Source organism: Limnohabitans sp. 63ED37-2 (genome assembly GCF_001412535.1).
Classification (GTDB): domain Bacteria; phylum Pseudomonadota; class Gammaproteobacteria; order Burkholderiales; family Burkholderiaceae_C; genus Limnohabitans_A.
Genome location: NZ_CP011774.1, coordinates 1,773,618 through 1,793,930, shown reverse-complemented (window position 1 = coordinate 1,793,930; position 20,313 = coordinate 1,773,618). Strand labels below are relative to the sequence as shown.

At 62.6% G+C, this 20,313-nt stretch carries 20 protein-coding genes; 12 read left to right on the top strand and 8 right to left on the bottom strand.

Annotated elements, in window-relative coordinates:
- Positions 1-26 precede the first annotated feature (26 nt).
- Positions 27-302, bottom strand: coding sequence for an oxidative damage protection protein (locus L63ED372_RS08520; RefSeq protein ID WP_062405287.1), 276 nt, complete (start codon positions 300-302; stop codon positions 27-29).
- A 199-nt stretch (positions 303-501) separates the two neighbouring features.
- On the opposite strand from L63ED372_RS08520, the gene L63ED372_RS08515 reads away from it, so the two are divergent.
- Together L63ED372_RS08515 and L63ED372_RS08510 are read left to right on the top strand one after the other, a co-directional pair.
- On the top strand, positions 502-1,278 hold the full coding sequence (locus L63ED372_RS08515) for a ferredoxin--NADP reductase (protein ID WP_062405285.1): 777 nt from the start codon (positions 502-504) through the stop codon (positions 1,276-1,278).
- A gap of 79 nt (positions 1,279-1,357) precedes the next feature.
- Positions 1,358-1,861 (top strand): disulfide bond formation protein B, encoded by a 504-nt coding sequence (locus L63ED372_RS08510; RefSeq protein ID WP_062405283.1) that lies wholly within the window; start codon positions 1,358-1,360, stop codon positions 1,859-1,861.
- Here the strand turns inward: L63ED372_RS08510 and L63ED372_RS08505 are convergent.
- Complete coding sequence (locus L63ED372_RS08505; RefSeq protein WP_062407848.1) at positions 1,849-2,322, bottom strand: Lrp/AsnC family transcriptional regulator; 474 nt, start codon at positions 2,320-2,322, stop codon at positions 1,849-1,851. The two genes, L63ED372_RS08510 and L63ED372_RS08505, sit on opposite strands and share 13 nt — an antisense overlap.
- 113 nt (positions 2,323-2,435) lie before the next feature.
- Here L63ED372_RS08505 and L63ED372_RS08500 point away from each other — a divergent pair, with 113 nt between their 5' ends.
- The 8 genes from L63ED372_RS08500 to L63ED372_RS08460 all read left to right on the top strand — a co-directional run bounded on the left by L63ED372_RS08500 (position 2,436) and on the right by L63ED372_RS08460 (position 12,115).
- Complete coding sequence (locus tag L63ED372_RS08500) at positions 2,436-3,125, top strand: aspartate/glutamate racemase family protein (protein ID WP_062407846.1); 690 nt, start codon at positions 2,436-2,438, stop codon at positions 3,123-3,125.
- 9 nt (positions 3,126-3,134) lie between these two features.
- The gene (locus L63ED372_RS08495; RefSeq protein WP_062405281.1) at positions 3,135-3,983 is read left to right on the top strand and encodes a class II glutamine amidotransferase; all 849 of its coding nucleotides are present in this window, start codon (positions 3,135-3,137) and stop codon (positions 3,981-3,983) included.
- Positions 3,984-4,100: 117 nt separating this feature from the next.
- The gene (locus L63ED372_RS16590; RefSeq protein ID WP_231624464.1) at positions 4,101-6,590 is read left to right on the top strand and encodes an exopolysaccharide biosynthesis polyprenyl glycosylphosphotransferase; all 2,490 of its coding nucleotides are present in this window, start codon (positions 4,101-4,103) and stop codon (positions 6,588-6,590) included.
- Positions 6,591-6,598: 8 nt separating this feature from the next.
- The gene (locus L63ED372_RS08480; RefSeq protein WP_062405279.1) at positions 6,599-7,648 is read left to right on the top strand and encodes a glycosyltransferase; all 1,050 of its coding nucleotides are present in this window, start codon (positions 6,599-6,601) and stop codon (positions 7,646-7,648) included.
- Positions 7,645-8,577 (top strand): glycosyltransferase, encoded by a 933-nt coding sequence (locus L63ED372_RS08475; RefSeq protein ID WP_062405278.1) that lies wholly within the window; start codon positions 7,645-7,647, stop codon positions 8,575-8,577. Before L63ED372_RS08480 ends, L63ED372_RS08475 begins: the two co-directional genes overlap by 4 nt.
- Positions 8,574-9,821 (top strand): hypothetical protein, encoded by a 1,248-nt coding sequence (locus L63ED372_RS08470; protein ID WP_156343582.1) that lies wholly within the window; start codon positions 8,574-8,576, stop codon positions 9,819-9,821. The genes L63ED372_RS08475 and L63ED372_RS08470 overlap by 4 nt, the downstream gene beginning before the upstream one ends.
- A 34-nt stretch (positions 9,822-9,855) precedes the next feature.
- Complete coding sequence (locus L63ED372_RS08465; RefSeq protein WP_082431638.1) at positions 9,856-10,806, top strand: AEC family transporter; 951 nt, start codon at positions 9,856-9,858, stop codon at positions 10,804-10,806.
- A 100-nt stretch (positions 10,807-10,906) separates the two neighbouring features.
- The gene (locus tag L63ED372_RS08460; protein WP_082431637.1) at positions 10,907-12,115 is read left to right on the top strand and encodes a Stealth CR1 domain-containing protein; all 1,209 of its coding nucleotides are present in this window, start codon (positions 10,907-10,909) and stop codon (positions 12,113-12,115) included.
- Positions 12,116-12,124: 9 nt separating this feature from the next.
- Here the strand turns inward: L63ED372_RS08460 and L63ED372_RS08455 are convergent, their stop codons facing one another.
- A complete protein-coding gene (locus L63ED372_RS08455; protein ID WP_231624463.1) occupies positions 12,125-13,051 on the bottom strand; it encodes a cobalamin B12-binding domain-containing protein in 927 nt (308 codons plus the stop codon).
- Between the two features lie 295 nt (positions 13,052-13,346).
- On the opposite strand from L63ED372_RS08455, the gene aqpZ reads away from it, so the two are divergent.
- Positions 13,347-14,036 (top strand): aquaporin Z, encoded by a 690-nt coding sequence (gene aqpZ, locus L63ED372_RS08450; protein ID WP_062405273.1) that lies wholly within the window; start codon positions 13,347-13,349, stop codon positions 14,034-14,036.
- A gap of 32 nt (positions 14,037-14,068) precedes the next feature.
- Here the strand turns inward: aqpZ and L63ED372_RS08445 are convergent, their stop codons facing one another.
- From L63ED372_RS08445 to L63ED372_RS08430, 4 genes are all read right to left on the bottom strand, one after another.
- A complete protein-coding gene (locus L63ED372_RS08445; protein ID WP_231624462.1) occupies positions 14,069-14,986 on the bottom strand; it encodes a glycerophosphodiester phosphodiesterase in 918 nt (305 codons plus the stop codon).
- A gap of 64 nt (positions 14,987-15,050) precedes the next feature.
- The gene (locus tag L63ED372_RS08440; protein ID WP_197275246.1) at positions 15,051-16,094 is read right to left on the bottom strand and encodes a S1C family serine protease; all 1,044 of its coding nucleotides are present in this window, start codon (positions 16,092-16,094) and stop codon (positions 15,051-15,053) included.
- 109 nt (positions 16,095-16,203) lie between these two features.
- Complete coding sequence (locus tag L63ED372_RS08435; RefSeq protein WP_062405267.1) at positions 16,204-17,865, bottom strand: long-chain fatty acid--CoA ligase; 1,662 nt, start codon at positions 17,863-17,865, stop codon at positions 16,204-16,206.
- 109 nt (positions 17,866-17,974) lie between these two features.
- Positions 17,975-18,607, bottom strand: a complete 633-nt coding sequence (locus L63ED372_RS08430; protein WP_062405265.1) for a flavin reductase family protein — start codon at positions 18,605-18,607, stop codon at positions 17,975-17,977.
- Positions 18,608-18,692: 85 nt separating this feature from the next.
- On the opposite strand from L63ED372_RS08430, the gene L63ED372_RS08425 reads away from it, so the two are divergent.
- Positions 18,693-19,127, top strand: a complete 435-nt coding sequence (locus L63ED372_RS08425; RefSeq protein WP_062405263.1) for a hypothetical protein — start codon at positions 18,693-18,695, stop codon at positions 19,125-19,127.
- Between the two features lie 2 nt (positions 19,128-19,129).
- On the opposite strand, the gene L63ED372_RS08420 is transcribed toward L63ED372_RS08425, so the two are convergent.
- Positions 19,130-20,110: a tripartite tricarboxylate transporter substrate binding protein gene (locus L63ED372_RS08420; protein WP_062405261.1), complete on the bottom strand. Its 981-nt coding sequence runs from the start codon at positions 20,108-20,110 to the stop codon at positions 19,130-19,132.
- Positions 20,111-20,313: the final 203 nt, after the last annotated feature.

The window sequence follows — 20,313 nt, the reverse complement described above, 5'->3', positions numbered from 1 at the left end:
AGCGAAGGGGCAAGCGCCGCAGCGCATCAGCCCGCTGCAGGCGGCACGTAGCCCTGGGCGGCGTCGGCGCCGTCACCGAAGAAATGGTTTTCCATCTGGCGGGCCAGGTATTGGCGGGCACGCAGGTCGGCCAAGTTGAGGCGGTTTTCATTGACCAGCATGGTCTGGTGCTTGAGCCAGTCGGCCCAGGCTTGTTTGCTCACGCCTTCCCAGATGCGCTTGCCCAACTCGCCGGGGTAGGGCGGAAAATCCAGACCCTCTGCTTCTTTGCCGAGTTTGATGCATTGAACGGTGCGTGCCATGGTGGTGTCTTGCCTTGATGTATCTTAAGAAGCGCTGGTTATACGGATATAGAATTTCCGTATTTCCAGTTGGGAGCGGTTCACACGACAATGCGGGTTGACCCTTTTTCGTGTGGCCTGACAGGCCGTAACTGTAGCAAGCTTTCAGCATCCCCCCAGGGCTTTGGGTCTCTTGTCTCCCAACACACAGCAATACCAAATGAGTGCATTTCTTGAAGAACGCGTTTTGAGCGTTCACCACTGGACCGACCGCCTGTTCAGCTTCACCACCACCCGAGACCAGGCCCTGCGCTTTTCGAACGGCCACTTCACCATGATCGGTCTGCGCGGCGACAACGGCAAACCGCTCTTGCGTGCTTACTCCATTGCCAGCGCCAACTACGAAGAGCACCTGGAGTTTCTGAGCATCAAAGTGCCCGACGGCCCGTTGACCTCCAAGCTGCAACACATCCAAGTGGGCGACACCATCATCGTAGGCCGCAAACCTACCGGCACCTTGTTGTGCGACTACCTGTTGCCCGGCAAAAACCTGTACCTCATGGGCACCGGCACGGGCTTGGCCCCCTTCATGAGCATCATCCGCGACCCCGAAACCTACGAGCGTTTTGAAAAAGTGATCTTGGTGCACGGCGTGCGTCAAGTCAATGAACTGGCCTACCACGACTACATCACCCAAGACCTGCCCGCCCACGAGTTTTTGGGTGAGATGGTGAGTCAGCAACTGCTGTACTACCCCACCGTGACCCGCGAGCCCTACAAAAACCAGGGCCGCGTGACCGATCTCATCGAGAACGGCAAGCTGTTTGCAGACTTGGGCCTGCCCCCGCTCAACCCCGAGACCGACCGCGTCATGATTTGCGGCTCGCCCGAAATGCTCAAAGACCTCAAGCGCATTTGCGAGGAGCGCGGCCTCAAAGAAGGCAACACCAGCACACCGGGTGCTTTTGTCATCGAGCGGGCGTTCGCCGAATCCTGAAGGCCTGGGGGCTTTGACCCCCAGCGCACCCCCGATCTCTGTACACGGGGGCACAATGCCCCTACTTCAACGGACCCCCATGAATCTGACTTCTGTTTCCCCTCAGCGATGGCTGTTGTTGATTGCCCTGTCGGGCATCGGCATGCTGGTGTTTGGCCTGTATTTGCAGCATGTTGTGGGCCTGAACCCGTGCCCCATGTGCATCGTGCAGCGTTATGCCCTGATCGGCGTGGTCTTGCTGGCCTTGATCGGCTGGCGCTTGCAAGGCTGGGCCTTGGCTGCGGCAGGTCTGCTGATGACGCTCTCGGCCGGTTTTGGCGCTTTCACGGCGGCTCGCCAAAGCTGGTTGCAGTGGTACCCGCCCGAGGTGGTCAACTGCGGGCGTGACTTTTATGGCATGGTCGAAAACTTCCCCCTCAACCGCGCCATCCCCATGATCTTCAAAGGCAGCGGTGACTGCAGCAAGATCGACTGGACCTTCCTGGGCGGCTCGATCGCCAACTGGTCCTTTCTTTGTTTTGTGCTGTTTGGCCTCTTGGGTGTGTGGGTGACCCTCCGGTCCCGCGCGGCTCAGGCCGCATAACCGAGCGGCACCGCCGTGGTGAATTTGAGCTCTTCCATGGCAAAACTGGAGCTCACGTCGGACAAGGGCACCGCCTCAATGAGCCGCTTGTACACCTGGTCATAAGCGGCAATGTCGGGCACCACCACTTTGAGCAGGTAGTCCACATCGCCGCTCATGCGGTGGGCTTCAACGATCTCGGCAATGCCTTGCACGGCGGCGCGAAACTTCTCCAGCCACGGCACATCGTGCTGCCGGGTGCGCACCGACACAAACACCGTCACGCCCAGGTTCACCTGGTGGCGGTCCACCAGGGCGACTTGCCGGGCCAAAATGCCCAATTCCTTGAGCCGTTGCACCCGGCGCCAGCATGGCGTGGGCGTCAGGTGCACGGCAGCGGCCAATTCGTTGATGGGCCAGTCGCTGCGCACTTGCAACAGGTCGAGGATTTTCCGATCAATGGCATCAATTTTCTGCTTCATGGCCGGATTGTAGAAAACCATGCCAAAAAACGGTCGTTTTGGGGCAGAAAAAGCAATTTCATGCTGCCAGTTTGGTGGCAAACTTCCGTTTTCAAACGACGAAGAACAACGGCATGAAAAAAATCGGTCTGATCGGGGGCATGAGCTGGGAGTCCACCGCCCTGTATTACCAGCACATCAACCGCGAGGTGTCGCGACGCAGGGGTGGTCTGCATTCGGCGCCATTGCACTTGGTCAGCCTGGACTTTCAGGAAATTGCTGACCTGCAAAAGCAAGGTGACTGGGCACGCATGACCGAGATCTTGCAAACGGCGGCCCGACAATTGGCGAACAGCGGGGCCGAGGCCGTGCTCATTTGCACCAACACCATGCACCGCATTGCCCCGCAGGTGCAGGCGGCCACGGACCTGCCGTTGCTGCACATTGCCGATGCCACCGCCGACGCTGTGCTCGCCGCCGGCTTGAGCCAAGTGGCTTTGCTGGGCACCCGTTTCACCATGGAGCAAGCCTTCATGCGCGACCATTTGGCCGCACGCGGCATCCAATGTCTGGTGCCCGATGAGCCCGGGCGTGCCGAAGTGCATCGCATCATTTTTGAGGAACTGTGCCGCGGCCAGGTGCTGGACGCTTCGCGCCAGAGCCTGATCGCGCAGGTGCAGCAGCTGGCCGCTCGTGGGGCGCAGGGTGTCATCTTGGGCTGCACCGAACTGACCATGAGCCTGCAGCCCGGCGACGGCGGCTTGCCTGGCTTTGACACCACGGCCTTGCACGCCATGGCGGCCGTGGATTTTTGCTTGTCCTGAGGCGCCTGCATGTGCCAACTCATGGGCATGAGCTGCAACAAGCCTGCGGCCACCACGTTTTCATTCACCGGCTTTTCGGCCCGCGGCGGCCTGACCTCGGACCACACCGACGGCTGGGGCATCGCCTTTTATGACGGCAAAGGCTGCCGGGTCTTTCAGGACGACCAACCGGCCAGCCACTCAGCTCTGGCCGATTACGTGCGGCAACACCCGATCAAGTCCAAAGTGGTGGTGGCGCATGTGCGCAAAGCCACACAAGGCGATGTGCAGTCGGCCAACTGCCACCCCTTTCAACGCGAATGGCTGGGCCGCACCTGGGTGTTCGCGCACAACGGCGACCTGCGTGATTTCCAGCCCCCCCATGGCTGCCAAGACATGCCCGTGGGCAGCACCGACAGCGAGCGGGCGTTTTGTGCCCTCATGAGCCAACTGCGCAGCCACTTCAAGGACCGCCAGCAGCCCCCCGAATGGCCCGAGCTGGCCCCGGTGCTGGCCCGTATCGCCGCCGATCTGGCAGAACACGGCAACTTCAACATGCTGCTGAGCGACGGCCACGCACTGTATGCCCATTGCTCCACCAAGCTGCACCTGCTGACCCGGCATCACCCTTTTCCCCATGCACGCTTGGTGGACCGCGACATGAGCCTGGACCTGGGGCCGCTGAATGCCGAGGGCGACATCATGAGCTTGTTGGCCACCGAGCCCTTGACCCTGGACGAGCCCTGGCAAGCTTTGCGCACGGGCGAGTTTGTGGTGGTGGTGGGAGGCCAGGTGGTTTGGCAAGCGGTGCATGCGGGCACGCGGGCATTTCCCGTGGCTTTGCCGATCAGTGCAGCGCGGATGTCCAGCCACGCCTGACGGTTTGCCCTGCGGCCCACTGGTCCTGTGGCTTTGGGCCAGGGCGAAGGTTTTGGGGACCGGCGCAGGTCGCAGCCCGTTCAGGGCGACAATACCGGCTGTTTCTGTTGCCCCTGCATGTCTGCCCCTGTTCACACCCCTGTTACAACGCCCATGCCCCATGTGGTGCTGGTCATCACCAAAGGCGAAGCCGGTGGGGCGCAGACGCATGTGCTGGAGTTGTGCCGCGCCCTGCAGGGCCGGGTGCGCTTCACCGTGGTGATCGGGGGCGACGACACGCGCAGCGTGCTGGGCCAGGCCCTGAACCAACTGGGCATCACGGTGCTCGTGCTGCCCACTTTGCAAAACTCGCTCAACCCCCTCAAGGTGCTGGCCTCGGTGCGGGCCTTGCTGGCCCATCTGCGGGTGTTGCAGCCCGAGGTCATCCATGCCCACAGCGCCGTGGCCGGGGTGATCGCACGCCTGGCGGGCAAGCTGCGGCAATTTCCGGTGGTCTACACCGTGCACGGCTTTGGCTTCAAGCCGCAAGCGCCCTGGTTGATCCGCACCAACGCTTGGTTGGCCGAGGCCGTGCTGGCCGCCTGGACCACACGCATGGTGTGTGTGTCGGCTTACGAAAAAGAACTGGCTGCGCGTTTGCCCATGCCCCCTGAGCGGGTGAGTGTGGTGCACAACGCGCTGGCCGATGTGCCCTGGCGCAGCGACATGGCCGCCCAGCCGCCGCGCCTGGTCATGGTGGCCCGCATGGCCGCGCCCAAGCGGCCCGATGTCTTGATCGAGGCCCTGGCCTTGTTGGCACATCGTGGCCTGCAGCCCGACACCCACATCCTGGGCGGAGGGCCGGACCTGGCCCGCCACCAAGCGGCCGCGGCCCCCATGCCGCACATTCGGCTGGAGGGCGACGTGAACGACGTGGCCGAGCGCTTGGCGCAGCACCAGATTTTTGTGCTCTTGTCCGACCACGAGGGCCTGCCCATTTCTATCTTGGAAGCCATGCGCTCGGGCATGGCGATTGTGGCCACGCGCTTGCCTGGCATCGAAGAAATGCTCACGCACGAGCAAAGCGCTTGGCTGGTGCCCAACACCCCCCAAGCCGTGGCCCAAGCCCTGCAGACCCTGCTGGCCGATGGCCCCTTGCGACAGCGATTGGGCCAGGCGGCACGCGATCGCTACGAGGCGCAATTTCAACCCGAGGCCATGGCCGAGCCGGTGCTGAGCCTTTACCAACAAGCGCCCTTGATGCACACCGCCCGCTGGCCCATGACGCGCCCGCGCCGCCAAACGCAGCAACTGGCCTCGCAGCAAGCCAACCGCCAAAGTGCCCACCTGGTCTGGAGCCTCTTGGGCTTGGCGATGATCGGCCTGGCCTACGCCATCAGCCAGGCCCTGATGGCCCGTGGCCTGGCCACTGTGGACTTTGGCCGAACCGTGCTGGCCAGCCTGGTGCCTTATGCACTGGCGGCGCACCTCTTGTACCGAGGGGCGCACATGCCTGCGGCCGAGCGAGGGCCCTTGTTGCTGGTGACTACCGGCTTGCCTTTTTGGCTCACGCCCTTGGCCTTTGCCCTGCTGCAGCAGCCGTATTCGCGCGGCGCTTTGCTCTTGACCTATGTGCTGTGCACCTTCTGGTTCTGGCTGGCCGATCAGTGGTTTTTACGGCACCGGCCTTGGCGTTTGGTATACCAAGACCCGCGTGTGCCGGGCCTGTTGGCGCCTTGGCTGCCCGTGCCCCAGGGCCAAGGCTTGCCGCGTATTCGTTTGCTGCCCTGGCCTGCGCAAGGCATGCCGCCTGGCGCCGCGCTGGCGTGTGATGGTGCCGTGGTGCTGCCTGCTGCGGCCAACACCGGTACGTCGTCTGCCTCTGCCAACTCTGCGCCTTCCAGCGCCGAGCGTCACCACTTTTTGACCGCCCTCAAGCTGCAGCACATACGCCTCTACAGCCCCGAATCTTTGCAGCAAAGCCTGACCGGGCGCATGGCGGCCGAGACCCTGCAAAACGAGCTCTGGCAAACCGATGGCAACCCCGCTTACGACCTGGCCAAACGCCTCATCGATGTGGGTGTGGTGCTGGCCCTGCTGCCACTGTGGCTGCCGTTGGCGCTGTTGGTGGCTTGTGGTGTGAAGATCGACTCGCCTGGCCCGGCCCTGTTCAGCCAACGGCGCACCGGCATGCACGGTCAAAGTTTCCGGATCTGGAAGTTCCGCAGCATGCGCCATGAAGCGCAAGACACCCCGCAGTTCGCCCAGACCAACGACCCGCGCATCACGCGCTTTGGGCATTGGATTCGCCGCACCCGGCTCGATGAAATTCCGCAGCTGTTCAACGTGCTGATGGGGCACATGAGCTTGATCGGCCCCCGCCCCGAGCAAGACGGCTTTGTGCAGCAGTTTGCCGAGCAAATGCCCAGCTACCCCTACCGCCACTTGGTGCGCCCCGGCCTGACCGGCTGGGCCCAGGTGCAGCAAGGCTATGCGGCCAGCGCCGATGAAACCGCCATCAAGCTCAGCTACGACCTCTACTACATCACGCACTACAGTCTGGCCATGGACTTGCTGATCGTGTTCAAAACCATCCAGACCGTGCTGACCGGGCGCGGTGCGCGTTAATCCTGCCGATGTCCATGCACAGCCCTCGCCACATCTTGTTGTTGACCGAAGAGTCCGGTGTGGGCGGTGTGCAGACCACGCTGCATTGGCTCGAATCGGGCCTGGCCAAGCGCGGCTGGCACGTCACGCGGCTGTCGGTGAGGCGCGGGCGTCCCTCGCTGTGGGCCTGCTGGCAGGCGGCGCGGCGGGCGCAGGTGCTGGTGGCTTCCAACAACTTCTGGCCGGCCTATGTGGCGGTGGCCCTGGCTGGCTTGGCCCGCAGGCCCAGCGTGGTCTGGGTGCACGGCCCTTTGCACGAGGTGCTGCAGCAGGCCGGGGCCTCGCGTCTGAAAACCGCTTGGTTGCGTGCGATTTATCAAAGGGCCAGCCATTTGGTGTGCGCTTCACAGACCTCTGGCGACAGCCTGATGCGCGTGATGACCGATGCCGGGGCCAAAGCCGGGCGTGCCGTCGAGACCCGCATGCGCGTGATCCGCAACCCGGCGGTTCTGCCCGGTGCGGCTCGGATGGATGAGCCCATGCCCTCGCTCGCTTCTGCGGTGGTGTCGCTCGGATTTGTGGGCCGTCTGTCCCCCGAAAAACAACCTCTGCATTTGCTGCCCATGCTGCGCCTGTTACCAGACGCCTATCAACTGCATGTGGTGGGCGATGGCGAGTTGATGGGCGCGATGCGCAGTGCCGGGCAAGACCTGCTGGCCCAAGGCCGCTTGCACCTGCACGGCCAACAAACCGTGACCGCACAGACCTACCGCGCCTGGCAGGCCACGGTGCTGTGCTCGCGCTACGAGGGCTACCCCATGACGGCTTTGGAGTCGCTGGCTTGCGGCGTGCCCTGCGTGAGCACGCCCATCCCCGCGATGCAGGAAATGCTGGGCACGCAAGCGCCGCTCTGGCTGGCGCACGATGACAGCCCCGCCGCTTTGGCCCAAGCGGTGCAGCGCTGCCTGGCACAACCGGCGCCAGATCGGCAAACGGCCATCGACCACTTGCAGGACCAGCACCGACTCGAGGCTTTTGTTCAAGCCTGGGATCAATTGCTCGCAGGAGGGCGGCTGTGATTACCGTCCACTTTGTGCATGGCGCACGTTCTTATTTGCCCGAGCTGGCTGCCTACCAGGCGCACATCCAAAGTTTGGGCCATGCGGTGCAGATGCACACCCAAGCCCACACCGTGCCGGGTGACGCCCAGGCCGTGTGGTGGATCTGTGGCCGTGTGCCCGCAAACCAAGCGCGGCGCTTCAAAGGGGCTGTGCAGGTGCACGAATACGCCTCGGCCAGCGTGGCCCCACTGGCCTGGCTCAAGGACCGCATCAAGCAGTGGCAGCACCCGGTGCCCGATTTTCGGGTGTTCCAAAGCGAGTGGGTGCGTCAGCGCATGGGTTGGGGCGATGCGGTGCGTGAACCTGTTCCGTATGCCCTGCGCGACATGGGTGTGCCGGCCTCTTTTTTGACAGCGCAAGCGCTGCAGCCACCCGAGTTTGACCTGGTCTATTTGGGCGAGATGCGCCGCTTGCTGCACTTTGTGCCCTTGTTGCAGACCCTGGGGCAAGCGGGGCTGAAGCTCTTGCTGGTGGGCGATGTGCCCCCGGCTTTGCAAGAGCGCTTGGCCACGCTGGGCCACATTCAGAGCACCGGACGTGTGCCTCAAGACCAGGTGCCGTCGCAATTGCTGCGGGCTCGCGCGGGCCTGAACCTGATGCCCGATGTGTTGCCGTTGAGTGAGCAAACCTCCACCAAGATGCTGGAATACTTGGCGTTGGGCTTGCCGGTGCTCAGCAACCCCTACGCCTGGGCACAGCGCACCGCGCGGGCCCATGCGGGGCGGGTGCAATTGCTGGCGGTGCAGGCTTCAGCCGCGCAATGGCAAGCGGCCATGCAGGCGCTGCCTCAGCGCCAGACCGATCGCCAACACCTCGTGTCCTTGAGCTGGTCACACCAGCTGCAAGCCTTGCCGGTTTGGGCGGCTTTGTTGGGGGACGGCCTGTGAGGGTGTGGCAACTTTGGCAAGCCTTACCCCGCGCCACCGCGCCAGCCGCCCTGGGCAGCTTGGTCTCGCTGGCGGCGCAGGGCTTTTTGGCGCTGGTGCTGTTTCGCCTCTTCAGCCCCGAAGAGGTGGGGGTGTTTTCGGCCACCAGCCAACTGGCTTTTTTCTGGGCCAGTCTGGCGCTGGCGCAAAGCCCCTTGAGCCTGCTGGCCGAGCGCCACCAAGAGCCCCGCGCTGCCGCCCGCCGCGCTTGGCGGCAAAGCGCGTGGCGCCTGCTGTGGCTGGCGCCGTTGGCGGCGCTGGGTGCCCTCTGGTCGGGCTTGGGGCACGCGGCGCAGGTGTGGGCCTGGGCCGCGGCCTTGGGCCTTGCGCAGCTGAGCTGGCTGCTCGCGCAAAGCCTGACTTTGCGGGTGGGCAGCCGTTGGTCCATGGGCCTGGTGCGCATGGTGCCGCCCGTGTTGGCTGCCGCTGCGGCGGTGCTGGGGGCCGTACTTTTTCCGGAGCGGGGCGAGGGCCTTGCGCTGCCCGTGCTCTTGGTCTCGGCCTGCCTCGGCTATCTGGCCGGTGCCGTGTGGATGCGGCTGGCTTTTCAACCCGCAACGCATGCCGACGCGGCGGCTGCCGCCCAAGCAGGCAGCGATAGACCCCGTGACGTGGACGAAGCCCCACAATCATCGGACCCGCGCAGCGCCCAACTCAAGATGCTGCACACCCTCAGCGACGGCTTGGCCGCCACGGCCCTGGCGCTGAGCTGGCCGGCGCACTACGGTGCACAAGAAGCGGGCTGGCTGCTCGCGTTGCTGCGCGTCTTGAGCTTCATTCCGGCGCTGGTGCACACGGCCTGGGCGCAGGTGGTGCTCAGCAGCGACACCCCAGTGCGGCTGCGGCCGCTGCAGGTGGCCTGGGCCGCATCGGCGTTGGTGCTGGGTGTCGGGGCCTTGGCCCAGCTGGCGCTGACAGGGGGCTGGCTCGATGCGCGTTGGCAAGGCCTGTCGGCTTATGTGTGGCCCCTGGTGCTGTGGCAAATGGCCGCCTGCTTTGTGGCCGCACACGCGCACTTGCCCTTTCAAAAAGGTGTGGCCATCCAACACGCGTGGCTGTGTGTGGGCATGAACCTGGGCTTTATGGCCCTGTGTGTGCTCCTGCCCTGGGCCAGCCCCTTGGGTGCCAGCACCCACATGGCCTGGCTGTCGGCCTACATGCTGCTGAGCTTGGCGGGGTTGACGCTGTGGATGGCCAAGCGGTGAGTGCGATGAGCGCATCAATTTGGATGATGGACCTATGAACACCATGCTTGAGATTCTAGGCATCACTGTCCCCATTTACCTGACCATTGCCCTGGGCTATGTGTGCACACGCATGGGGCTGTTTGCCAAGGCCGAGATGCAGGTGTTTGGCCGTTTCACGCTGCAGTTGGCTTTGCCGGCCTTGTTGTTCAACGCGCTGTCGCAGCGCAGCGTGGCGGAGATCCTGAACTTGAACTATTTGCTGGCCTATGCCTTGGGGTCTTTGGTGGTGTTGGGCCTGGGCCTGTGGTGGGCGAGGCGGGTGCTGGGGCAAAGCCTGAGTTACAGCAGCATGATGGCCATGGGCATGTCTTGCCCGAACAGCGGGTTTGTGGGTTACCCGATCATTTTGTTGTCCTTTGGTCCAGTGGCTGGGGTGGCGCTTGCGCTGAACATGGTGGTCGAAAACTTCTTGTTGTTGCCTTTGCTCTTGGCCATTGCCGATGCGCAGGGCCGCCCCGGGCAGTGGAAAAGCGTGTTGCTGCAGACCGGCAAAAACGTGCTGCGCAACCCCATGATTTGGGGTGTGGTGCTGGGCTTCCTGTTTTCTTGGTCGGGCCTGCAGATGCCCGCACCTGTGGGGCGCACCATCCATTTGTTTGCGCAGTCCAGTGCCGTGTTGGCGCTGTTTGTGATTGGCAGCTCCTTGGTGGGCTTGCAGGCGCGGGGGCTGCAGGCCACAGTGCTGCCGATTGCGCTGGGCAAGCTGGTGCTGCATCCGCTGGCCATGTGGGCGGTGTTGGTGTTTTTGTTTCCGATTGAAGACCCGGCCTTGCGCGCCGCCGCTTTGCTGACCGGGGCCATGCCGATGCTGGGTATCTTCACCATCTTGAACCAGCGCCACGGCCATGGCACGGTGAGTGCTGCGGCCTTGTTGGTGACCACGGTGATGTCGTTTTTCACGCTCAGTGGCTTGCTGTGGTTGTTGCAGCTGCACCCGGTGTGATGGGTGTGGTGAGGCGTGGGCTGAAGGCCCCCAGCGCAGTGTCCCAGGCACCGGGGTGGGTAATGAAAACCTGGCCAAGCGCCGCTGATAGACTGGCCTCTTGAAAAATTCCAGCCCCTCTAGCGCCCGCACCGCCCCTCAGGTGTTGGCAGACCCCACGCCCGCGAGCTCGCAGCACCTGTGTGACGACCCGATTGACGTGGTGTATTTGTGGGTGGATGGCAATGATTCGCGCTGGCGGGCCAAGCGCGAGGCAGCTTTGGCGCAATTGCCCCGCGATACGGGTGCGGCCATGGCGCGGTACAGCAATGTGGAGGGCCGCTTTCGGGACAACCACGAGTTGCGCTACAGCCTGCGGGCGCTGGAGCAGTTTTTCCCAGAGCACGGCCATGTGTACATCGTCACCGATGCGCAGGCCCCGGATTGGCTGCGCCCCTCGGACCGGCTCACGCTGGTGGACCACCGCGAGCTGATGCCCGAGTCCTCTTTGCCCACCTTCGATTCAGGGCACATCGAATCGTGGATTCACCACATCCCGGGTTTGTCGGAGCGCTACTTTTACTTCAACGACGATGTGTTTTTGGGCGCACCCTTGAACCCGGCCGACTGGTTCACGCCCGAGGGTTTTTACCTCACTTGGTCGGACGAGCCACTGGTCACCGACGAGGCCATGCGCATGGATGCGACTTCGCTGGAAAATGCTTGCCGCTTGTCCATCGAGTGGTTGCGTGCACAAGCGAGCGCCGCGCTGGCAGGCCAAGCCTTGCCGCCCAGCCGCCAGCAAGACCCGCTGTACCAAAGTACCTTTCGCACCTTTGCCCATTCGCCCCGTCCCATGCGGCGTTCGCTGATGCGGGAGCTGGAGCTGACGGCGCCCGAGTTGTTTGAGGGGGTGCGCTCGACCGTGTTCCGCAGCTGGGACAAGCCGACCATCGTGTCGGACTTTGTGCTGCGCTGGGCTCTGGCGCATGGCTTGGCGCAGATGCGGACCTATCGGCACCGCCATGTGTCCACGGGGGACGCCGATCAGCAGGCACAACTGCAGTGCTTGTTGGCCGAGTTCGGGTCGCTCGACTTTTTTTGCATCAACGACACCACCGACGACGCACACGCCGAGGACCCGCGTTTGCTTCAGGTGCAGTCGGTGCTGCAGGCCATGCTGCCGCAGGCTTCGGGTTTTGAGCAGTCGGGCAGCGGTGCATCGGAGCCGAGCGAAGCACTGACAGCCCACGCCGCCGAAATTCACCAAGGGGCGCAAGCGCCTGCGGCGCACCAAAGCTCGGTGTCGGGGTCGCGCCGCAGGGCTTGAAGGTTGGCCTCAGTCCCGCGCGACGGGGCTGTTGCCTGGGCGAAAGGAGGCCGCCAAGGCCACTGCTTCTTTCACATCCAAACAAATGCCATCGGCGCCCAGGCTGCGGGCGTCGTGGTTTTGCACGGTGAAGATGGGGCCGCCCAGTAGCACGCCGGGCTCGGGGTTGCCCGATGCGGCCTTGAGAGCACGGATCAGGCCCGGCAAGGTCTTGAGTTGGGCTTCGGTGGCACACGAGATGCCGATCACGTCAAACCATTCATTGCTGACCGCGTGCACCAGCTCTTTTTCTGACAGAGAGATTTCGATGACCACGTCCCAACCGGCTTTGCGGAAAAAGTCGGACACGATGGTCATGCCCAAAAAATGCTGCGAGCCGGGGGCCGAGGCGAGCATGATGCGCTGCACATCACCGCCCAGTTGGGGGCCGTTTTGGTATTCGAAGCCCAAGCGGTGCGTGATCTCGTGCATGCGCACCAGTCCACAAGTGACTTCGGTGAAGTCACACAGGTCTTGCTCCCACATCTGGCCCAGCTGCCGCGCGGCGGGCGCGATCAGCTCTAGAAAAATCCGTTCGGTGGTGATGCCTTGGTGCAGCAACTCGTCGATGAATTGAGTGGTCTCAATGGCTTGACTGGATTTGCTCAGGGCCACAAACGTTGCCAGTTGTTTGGGCGAGATGCCAGGGCCCTGTGTGCTGGGGTCCAGCTCGGCCTGCGACACCCGGTGCGCCTGCACCAGGCGCGGGATGATTTGGGTCTCAATGACCTCGGTGAGGGACTTCTTGCACTCGTCTTGGCCGTTGTAGTTGTCGACCGTGTTGGACTTGGACGCCAAGCCGCGCACACCTTGACCTATGGAGGACATGAGTGTGAGCGATGCGTGTGCAAATGCCTTCAAAGGATTGAAGTGCAGGCCCGGTAAATTGAGGTACATCAAGAAGTCCAAAAGATTCTTTTGACCTTAACGCTTTCAACGATTCATCGCAAGGCTTCTGGGGGGTGAGTGCATAGGGGTTATCACCCGTAGGCAGCTGCTGGAGGCGCCATGCGAGTCCTGCAAGCCCGGGATGGGGGGCATCAAGCGTTGGGTGTTTGAATTTTTTAATTTTTAATTTTCAATATGATAAAAATTAATCTCACTTTTTAACTAATAAAAGGATTGGCCTCAGTAAACTGCCTCGTGCCTCTCTGGGGTGGTTTTCTCATTCAACAACACAAGGGACAAGAACATGAAACGCTATGGTGCAGAATTTTTGGGCACTTTCTGGCTGGTGCTGGGCGGTTGCGGCAGCGCTGTTTTGGCCGCTGCATTTCCGCAGGTGGGCATTGGTCTGCACGGTGTGTCTTTGGCCTTTGGCCTGACGGTGTTGACCATGGCCTTTGCCATTGGCCACATCTCGGGTTGTCACCTGAACCCGGCTGTCTCTATTGGTTTGTGGGCGGGTGGCCGATTCCCGGCCCATCAGCTCTTGCCTTACATCGTGGCGCAGGTTCTGGGCGCCATTGTGGCCGGTGGTGTTTTGTACCTGATCGCCAGCGGCGCCGCTGGTTTTGATGTGAGCCAGGGCTTTGCATCCAATGGCTACGGTGCGCATTCGCCAGGCGGTTATTCCATGGTGGCGGCTTTGCTGACCGAAGTGGTGATGACCATGTTCTTCCTGATCATCATCATGGGGGCCACCGACCCACGTGCGCCTGCTGGCTTGGCACCCATTGCCATCGGCTTGGCCTTGACGCTGATCCACCTGATCAGCATCCCGGTGACGAATACCTCGGTCAACCCTGCCCGCAGCACCGGTGTGGCGCTGTTTGTGGGTGACTGGGCGGTGGCGCAGTTGTGGCTGTTTTGGTTAGCCCCGATCTTGGGTGCCGTGCTGGGCGCTGGCGCTTACCGTCTGATCGCCAGCGAAGAGAAATAAAACCAGGGGCGCGGTTCACATTGGGATGCCACTCAGTGGCGGATGCCGCGCTCCTTGAGCAGGTCCGCCGCGATGTCCGGGCGGTCGGTCACCAGGCCGTCTACACCCAGGTCCAGCATCTGGCCCATGCTTTGGCGGTCGTTCACGGTCCAGGCCAGCACTTTGATGCCCAGGCTCTGGGCTTCGCGCACTTTCTGGGCATCTAGCTCGCGCCAGAACGATGACCAGTGCGAGCCGCCAGCGGCTTTGATCATGTGCGGCACAGAGCCGTGTTGCGCGTGCTGAAACCCCGCAGTCCAGGCCGAGGGTTGGCCTGACTTGATGCCCAGGTTGTCCAATGCGGGCAGTTGAGCGGTGACGTAAACGGTGGGAATGCCGGGGGCGAGTTTCTGGACCACTTGCAGGGTGCGCCAGTCGAAGGACAAAATCTGCACCCGCTCGCTCATCCCGTGTTCCCTGATCTCCTGCAGCAGCAGTTGCACAAAGCGCTCAGGGTCGGGCGTTTGGTCAGGTCGCTGCGGGGTGATTTTGGTTTCGATGGCGAATTTGACCTGCGAGTGGCCCTGGGCTTTGACCAGCTCGAAGAGGTCTTTGAGGCGGGGAATGCGCACGCCGTCCTGGCCCTTTTGCGCAGAAAAAGTCTGTGCGTAACGCGATGCGGGGTTGATGCGCCCAACATCGTAGCTTTGCAGTTGTTCAAAAGTCAGTTGCCGAATGTCGGGGCCTTTGTTGCTCAGAAAGCGGCCTTGGGCGTCGCGCGTGATGTCGGGGTTCAAGGTAGGGTCGTGGCTGATGACCAGCACATCGTCCTGGGTGACCACCACGTCCAGCTCGAGGGTGGTCACACCCATTTGCAGCGCCAGGGCAAATGAGGGCAGGGTGTTTTCGGCCAGCAGGCCGCGTGCACCCCGGTGGCCTTGCAGGTCGATGGTTTTCTGGGCGGTGGCCACCAGACTTAAACATAGCAGGGCAGTGCCCAGCAGGGCCGTCAAAAGACGATTTTGTGAGCGCATATCAAATCCCGCTGGGTCGTTTCAGAGCGGCTGCGCGGTCGGTGCTGAGCAGCTCGACCTCGCGGATTTGGCCTTCGCTGCGCACGGTCAGGCTCAAGCGGGTGCCAGCAGGCCCCAGGGCCCGCAGGCGTCGGTAAAAGTCGGGCAGGTCTTGCAGCGTTTGGCCTTGCAGGGCCAGCAACGTGTCGGCCACCTTGATGCCTGCCAGCGCTGCCGGACTGTCGGGCGAGACGCGCAGCACACCCAAGCCGCCGCTGGGCAGGCGCTGGCTGCTGATGCCCAGCCAGGGGGTGGCTGGCCCGGTGCGTTTGCCGCTGCGCAGCAAGTCGGGCAGGGGGTCTTTCAGCAGATTCACGGGCACAAACAAATTGCCAGGCAGCGGCACTTGGTCGCCAAACACATCTTGCACCAGCAAGGAACCAATGCCCACCAGTTGGCCTTGCGCGTCAAACAGCCCCGAGCCGCTCCAGTTGTTCACGGCAGGCAGCGTCATCAAAGGTGCGTCCAGCAGGTATTCCCAACTGCCCGCAAACACTTTTCTGGAGACCAGCTCCAGCGCGGTGGGGGCCGTTTCGTTTTGTCCCAGGGTCCAGAGTTGGCCAGGAGTTGGCAGGGTGTCAGAGTCGCCCAGCGGAACAGCTTGCAGGCGCAGCGGCACCAGGGCGCGGATCAGGCCCAGGCCACTGAGGTTGTCCACAGCCCGCACTTGGCCCGGAATGCGGCGGCCCCGGTGGTCGATCAGGTCCACGGTTTCGGCTTCGAGCAGCAAGTAGCCAATCGTCAACACCAGGTCGGGGCCGATCACCACGCCCGAGCCTTCTCGGCGCTGGCCCAAGGTGCGGCTGGTGTTGGCCTGTGCGTCGCTGCGGCTTTGCACCGTGACCACCGATTGCAGCACCCGCTGCAGCGGCTCGGGCGGCAGGGCTTTGGGGGCGGCTTGGGGAGGGTCTTGCGCAGGGTTGGCGGGCTGCCCGGTCGCTTGCGCCCAGGCCAGGCTGCAAGACAACAGGCTGGCACACAAAGCCATGACAAACGGGTGGCGCATGGTCATCCCCTCAGAAAAAATGGCGCTCCAGCAGCACCCGCCCCATTGTGGGCGCGGCCTCTTAACCCTGTGCCCGCAGAGCCTACTGAGCCAGTGGCTTGCAGCGGCCTCAGGCGGGGAAGCGTTCACGCAGTTTGAGTTTGTAGAACTTGCCCGTCGAGGTGCGGGGCACAGCGTCGATGAACTCGTAACGGTCGGGCACCTGCCACTTGGCAAAGCCGTGCTGCAGCAAATGCGCGGCAAAGGCTTCGGGCTGCGGTACTCTGCCGGGTTTGAGCACGATGCAGGCCAGGGGCCGCTCGCTCCACTTGGGGTCGGGGATGGCGATCACCGCCGCTTCGGCCACGTCGGGGTGGGCCATGAGGGCGTTTTCCAGATCGACCGAGCTGATCCACTCGCCGCCCGACTTGATCAGGTCTTTGGTGCGGTCAGTGATGCGTACAAAACCCAAGGTGTCCACGCTGGCCACATCGCCCGTGCGCAGCCAGCCGTCGGCGCTGAATTTGTCGTCGCTCACCGGCACCTGGTGGTAACTGCCGGTGATGAAAGGCCCGCGCACCTGGATTTCGCCCACATGCTGGCCGTCCCAAGGGGCGTCTTGCCCGTCTTCCCCCCGAATGCGCAGCTCGGTCAAGGGCACCGGCACGCCCGCCATGGCCGCGCGTCTGTAACGCTCGTCCATGGGCGCGTCTTTCAGCTCCGACTTGGGGTAAGACACGGTGCACAAGGGCGAGGTCTCGGTCATGCCCCAGCCTTGCAAGATCCAGATGCCGTGTTGGTCAAAGGCGCGAATCAGCGCCTCGGGCACGGCCGCACCGCCCACCAGCGAACGCATGCCCTTGGGCAACTTCCAGCGACCGGGCTGGGTGGTTTGTGCGGCTTCATATGCTTGGATCAAGCCCATCCAGATGGTGGGCACGCCCAGCGACAGGGTGGGGGGCTCGGCCGTCATCAGGTCCAGCAGGTCTTCTGGGTGCAGGTGCGGGCCTGGAAACACGAGCTTGACGCCCATCATCACCGCGCCATAAGGAATGCCCCAACTGTTGGCGTGGAACATGGGGGTGACGGGCAAGATCACATCACTGCCCTTGAGGCCCCAGAAGTCGCCTAGGCAACCCACCAGGGTGTGCAAGATGGTGGAGCGGTGCGAGTACACCACGCCCTTGGGCCGGCCCGTGGTGCCCGAGGTGTAGCACATGGACACGGCGTCGTCTTCGGCGTGCGGGGCGTATTGAAAACCCTGTGTGTCGGTGCTGGCCAGCAGCTGCTCGTAGTCGGTGAAGGGCGCCGGCACTGCGGCTCCGGAAAACGGGAATACGATCACGCGCTCAAAGCGGTACAGGTGCGCAAACTGCTGGTACAGCGGCAGCAAGACGTCGTCGATGATCAGCACCTTGTCTTGCGCGTCGTTGGCGATCCAGGCGATCTCTTCGGGTGACAAACGCAGGTTGAGCGTGTGCATCACGCCGCCTGAGGCCGGAATGCCGAAATAGCACTCCAAGTGCGCATGGTGGTTCCAGCACAGCGTGGCCACGCGCTCGCCTTTTTGCAGCCCCAGGTTTTGCAGGGCTTGCGCCAGCTGGCGGGTGCGTTGGTAAAACGCGCCATAGCTGTGCCTGCGCAGCGACTTGTCGGGCAAGCGCGAAACGATCTCGTTGTTGGCAAACAAAGTGCCCGCGCGTTCGAGCAAGTGGTTCAGCGACAAAGGCATCTGCATCATGGTGCTGCAGATGGGCGGCTGTGTCGTGGTGGCGCGAGCGTCTGTGGTCATGGCTTGGAGGGAAAGAACAATCTGCCCAAATCATGCGGCCCACTACCCCCACATCGGGCTAGGGAAAACCCAAGGCCCGTGTCGCTTGTGTCAACTCAAAGGGGCCGATTCACTTGGGCAAATCGCGTGCGCCGCTGGCCGGGCGGTACATCTTGAACAGTTGCTCAGGCCCGATGGTGAAGTAATCGGCTGGGCCACCGCCGCGCAAGATGTGCCCCGCGTTGGCTGTGTCGTACACCCCGTTGGGAATCAAGCGCTCATCGATGTGCACGCCCACCACCTGGCCAAAGACCATCCAGGTGTCGACCTTGTTACCCTGCAGGTTTTGCATTTGCAAAATCTGGGTGCAGCGGCATTCGAAGCTGACGGGGCTTTCCAACACCCGGGGCACACTCACCAGCCGCGAGGGGGTAGGGGTCAGTCCAGCCAGGGCAAATTCGTCCACTTCGGGGGGCACACCCTCGCAGGTCTGGTTCATGGCTTCGGCCAAAGGGCGTGTGACCAGGTTCCAAACAAACTCGCCGTTGGCCTCGATGTTGTTCAGCGAGTCCTTGCGCCCGATGCTGGAAAACCCAATCAGCGGGGGCACGTAGTTGAAGGCATTGAAAAAACTATAAGGGGCCAAATTGAGCACGCCGCTGTTGCTGCGGCTCGACACCCAGCCAATGGGGCGCGGGCCCACGATGGCGTTGAACGGATCGTGTTTGAGGCCGTGGCCCAGGTGGGGTTCGTAGAAGTGCATCGCTAAAATTCTAACGAGACTGACTATTTTTAACTTCCCCTGTGCGACACCGAGTGAACTCTGTGCCGATAACCCTTGGAGTCCCATGGCCTTGAACCCTCCCCTGCGCCTCGATGCCCAGGCCTTGAAAGATGTGGCGCAAGCGGCATCCCCGAAGTCATGCCAATGTCCATTGGGCGCCTGTACTGGCTGGGAGAGTGTGACGGAAGACCGCTGGCCGGCACCCAACTTGACGGTCGTGGGCAGTCTTCGTGCATTGACCGCCGAGGGTGAACCTGATCAGGGCGGTGAGCCTACGTTTGAAGAGTTCCATCCGCAGGGCACGCGTTACGAGAGTCCACTGGCGCCCATTGCGCCGCAATTTTTCCCTTACAACCGCTGCGATGTTTTTTCTTGCAGCCGCTGCGAGCGCGTGCTGCTCAGATACACCGAGTTTGGGGGCTACTACGTTGACCACCGGGTCCGCGCACTGAACGCAGATTTGGTGGTCGATGCGCCGCTACCGGATGCGGCGGCTTGAAGTCAGTCGGGTTTGATGCCGTTTTCGCGCACCACTTTGGCCCAAGTGTCGATCTGGCCATCGATGAAGGTTTTGGCCTTCTCAACACTGCCCCCTGAGATTTCAATGCCCTGAGCCACCAGGCGTTTGGAGACATCCGGGTTGGCCAGTGCTTTGTTCAGCTCTTCGTTCATGCGGCGGATGATGTCGGGGGGTGTTTTGGATGAAGCCAAAAGCGCCCACCAAGCGGGTGCTTCGAATCCCGCAAAGCCCGCTTCGGCAATGGTTGGCACGTCCGGAAACTCGGCCACACGTTTGGCCGATGTGACGGCCAGGGGCCTCAAGCGCTTGCTGTCGATGTGCGGTTTGTTCAAAAAGACGGTGGCCATGGACAGAGGAATGTGCCCCGCAATGGCGTCGTTCATCAAAGGGCCACCCCCTTTGAATGGGACATGGTTGAATTCCATGCCACCACTTTTGCCCAACAAAGACATGGCCAAATGCGCCAGGCTGCCATTGCCGATGGAGCCGTAGGCGACGTTCTTCTTGGCCTTGGCGGCGGCCACCACATCGCCGAAAGTTTTGTACTCGGTGTTGACGTGTGTGGTCAGCATCATGGCCGAGGTGCCCACCAGCACCAGAGGGGTCAGGTCCTTTTTGCTGTCGTAGGGCATGTTGGGCATCAGGCTTTGGTTGACGCCATGGGTGTCAAACACCACCGCAAAGGTGTAACCGTCGGCAGGGGCGCTGAGCACGCTGGCCGTACCAATCACACCGGAGGCACCGCCTTTGTTTTCAACCACCACGCTTTGGCCGAGCTGCTGAGACAGTGGGCCCGACAAAATGCGGGCCACTTGGTCCACCGATCCGCCGGGCGGAAACACGGCCACCAATTTGATGGGTTGTTTGGTGGGCCAGGCTTGCGCCCAAGTGCCCATGGGCAGGCCGACAGCCAAGAGTGCGCCCGTGAGGCACGCCGTGCGTTTGATCCAAGAGACGGTCATGGGGATTCCTTTTTGATCGATCACCAAAGTATGTTCGGGATGCCGATTTTTCTCTTCAGCGTATTCCCTTAAGCCACGAGTACTTAGGGCATCAGGGCGGTCTTCACCCCGCCGTGATTTACCCCCAAACCCCGTGCCCAAAGGTGTGGATAAGTCCTTGAACAAGTGCGCCAAGCCGCATCCTGTCAGGTGTCGCGGCGTGT

Coding starts and splice junctions, on each gene's coding strand:
- L63ED372_RS08515 (WP_062405285.1), top strand. CDS start 502: ATGAGTGCATTTCTTGAAGAACGCGTTTTGAGCGTTCACCACTGGACC.
- L63ED372_RS08420 (WP_062405261.1), bottom strand. CDS start 20,110: ATGACCGTCTCTTGGATCAAACGCACGGCGTGCCTCACGGGCGCACTC.
- L63ED372_RS08435 (WP_062405267.1), bottom strand. CDS start 17,865: ATGACCACAGACGCTCGCGCCACCACGACACAGCCGCCCATCTGCAGC.
- L63ED372_RS08455 (WP_231624463.1), bottom strand. CDS start 13,051: ATGTACCTCAATTTACCGGGCCTGCACTTCAATCCTTTGAAGGCATTT.
- aqpZ (WP_062405273.1), top strand. CDS start 13,347: ATGAAACGCTATGGTGCAGAATTTTTGGGCACTTTCTGGCTGGTGCTG.
- L63ED372_RS08505 (WP_062407848.1), bottom strand. CDS start 2,322: ATGAAGCAGAAAATTGATGCCATTGATCGGAAAATCCTCGACCTGTTG.
- L63ED372_RS08510 (WP_062405283.1), top strand. CDS start 1,358: ATGAATCTGACTTCTGTTTCCCCTCAGCGATGGCTGTTGTTGATTGCC.
- L63ED372_RS08495 (WP_062405281.1), top strand. CDS start 3,135: ATGTGCCAACTCATGGGCATGAGCTGCAACAAGCCTGCGGCCACCACG.
- L63ED372_RS08480 (WP_062405279.1), top strand. CDS start 6,599: ATGTCCATGCACAGCCCTCGCCACATCTTGTTGTTGACCGAAGAGTCC.
- L63ED372_RS08425 (WP_062405263.1), top strand. CDS start 18,693: ATGGCCTTGAACCCTCCCCTGCGCCTCGATGCCCAGGCCTTGAAAGAT.
- L63ED372_RS08440 (WP_197275246.1), bottom strand. CDS start 16,094: ATGCGCCACCCGTTTGTCATGGCTTTGTGTGCCAGCCTGTTGTCTTGC.
- L63ED372_RS08520 (WP_062405287.1), bottom strand. CDS start 302: ATGGCACGCACCGTTCAATGCATCAAACTCGGCAAAGAAGCAGAGGGT.
- L63ED372_RS08500 (WP_062407846.1), top strand. CDS start 2,436: ATGAAAAAAATCGGTCTGATCGGGGGCATGAGCTGGGAGTCCACCGCC.
- L63ED372_RS08465 (WP_082431638.1), top strand. CDS start 9,856: ATGAACACCATGCTTGAGATTCTAGGCATCACTGTCCCCATTTACCTG.
- L63ED372_RS16590 (WP_231624464.1), top strand. CDS start 4,101: ATGTCTGCCCCTGTTCACACCCCTGTTACAACGCCCATGCCCCATGTG.
- L63ED372_RS08430 (WP_062405265.1), bottom strand. CDS start 18,607: ATGCACTTCTACGAACCCCACCTGGGCCACGGCCTCAAACACGATCCG.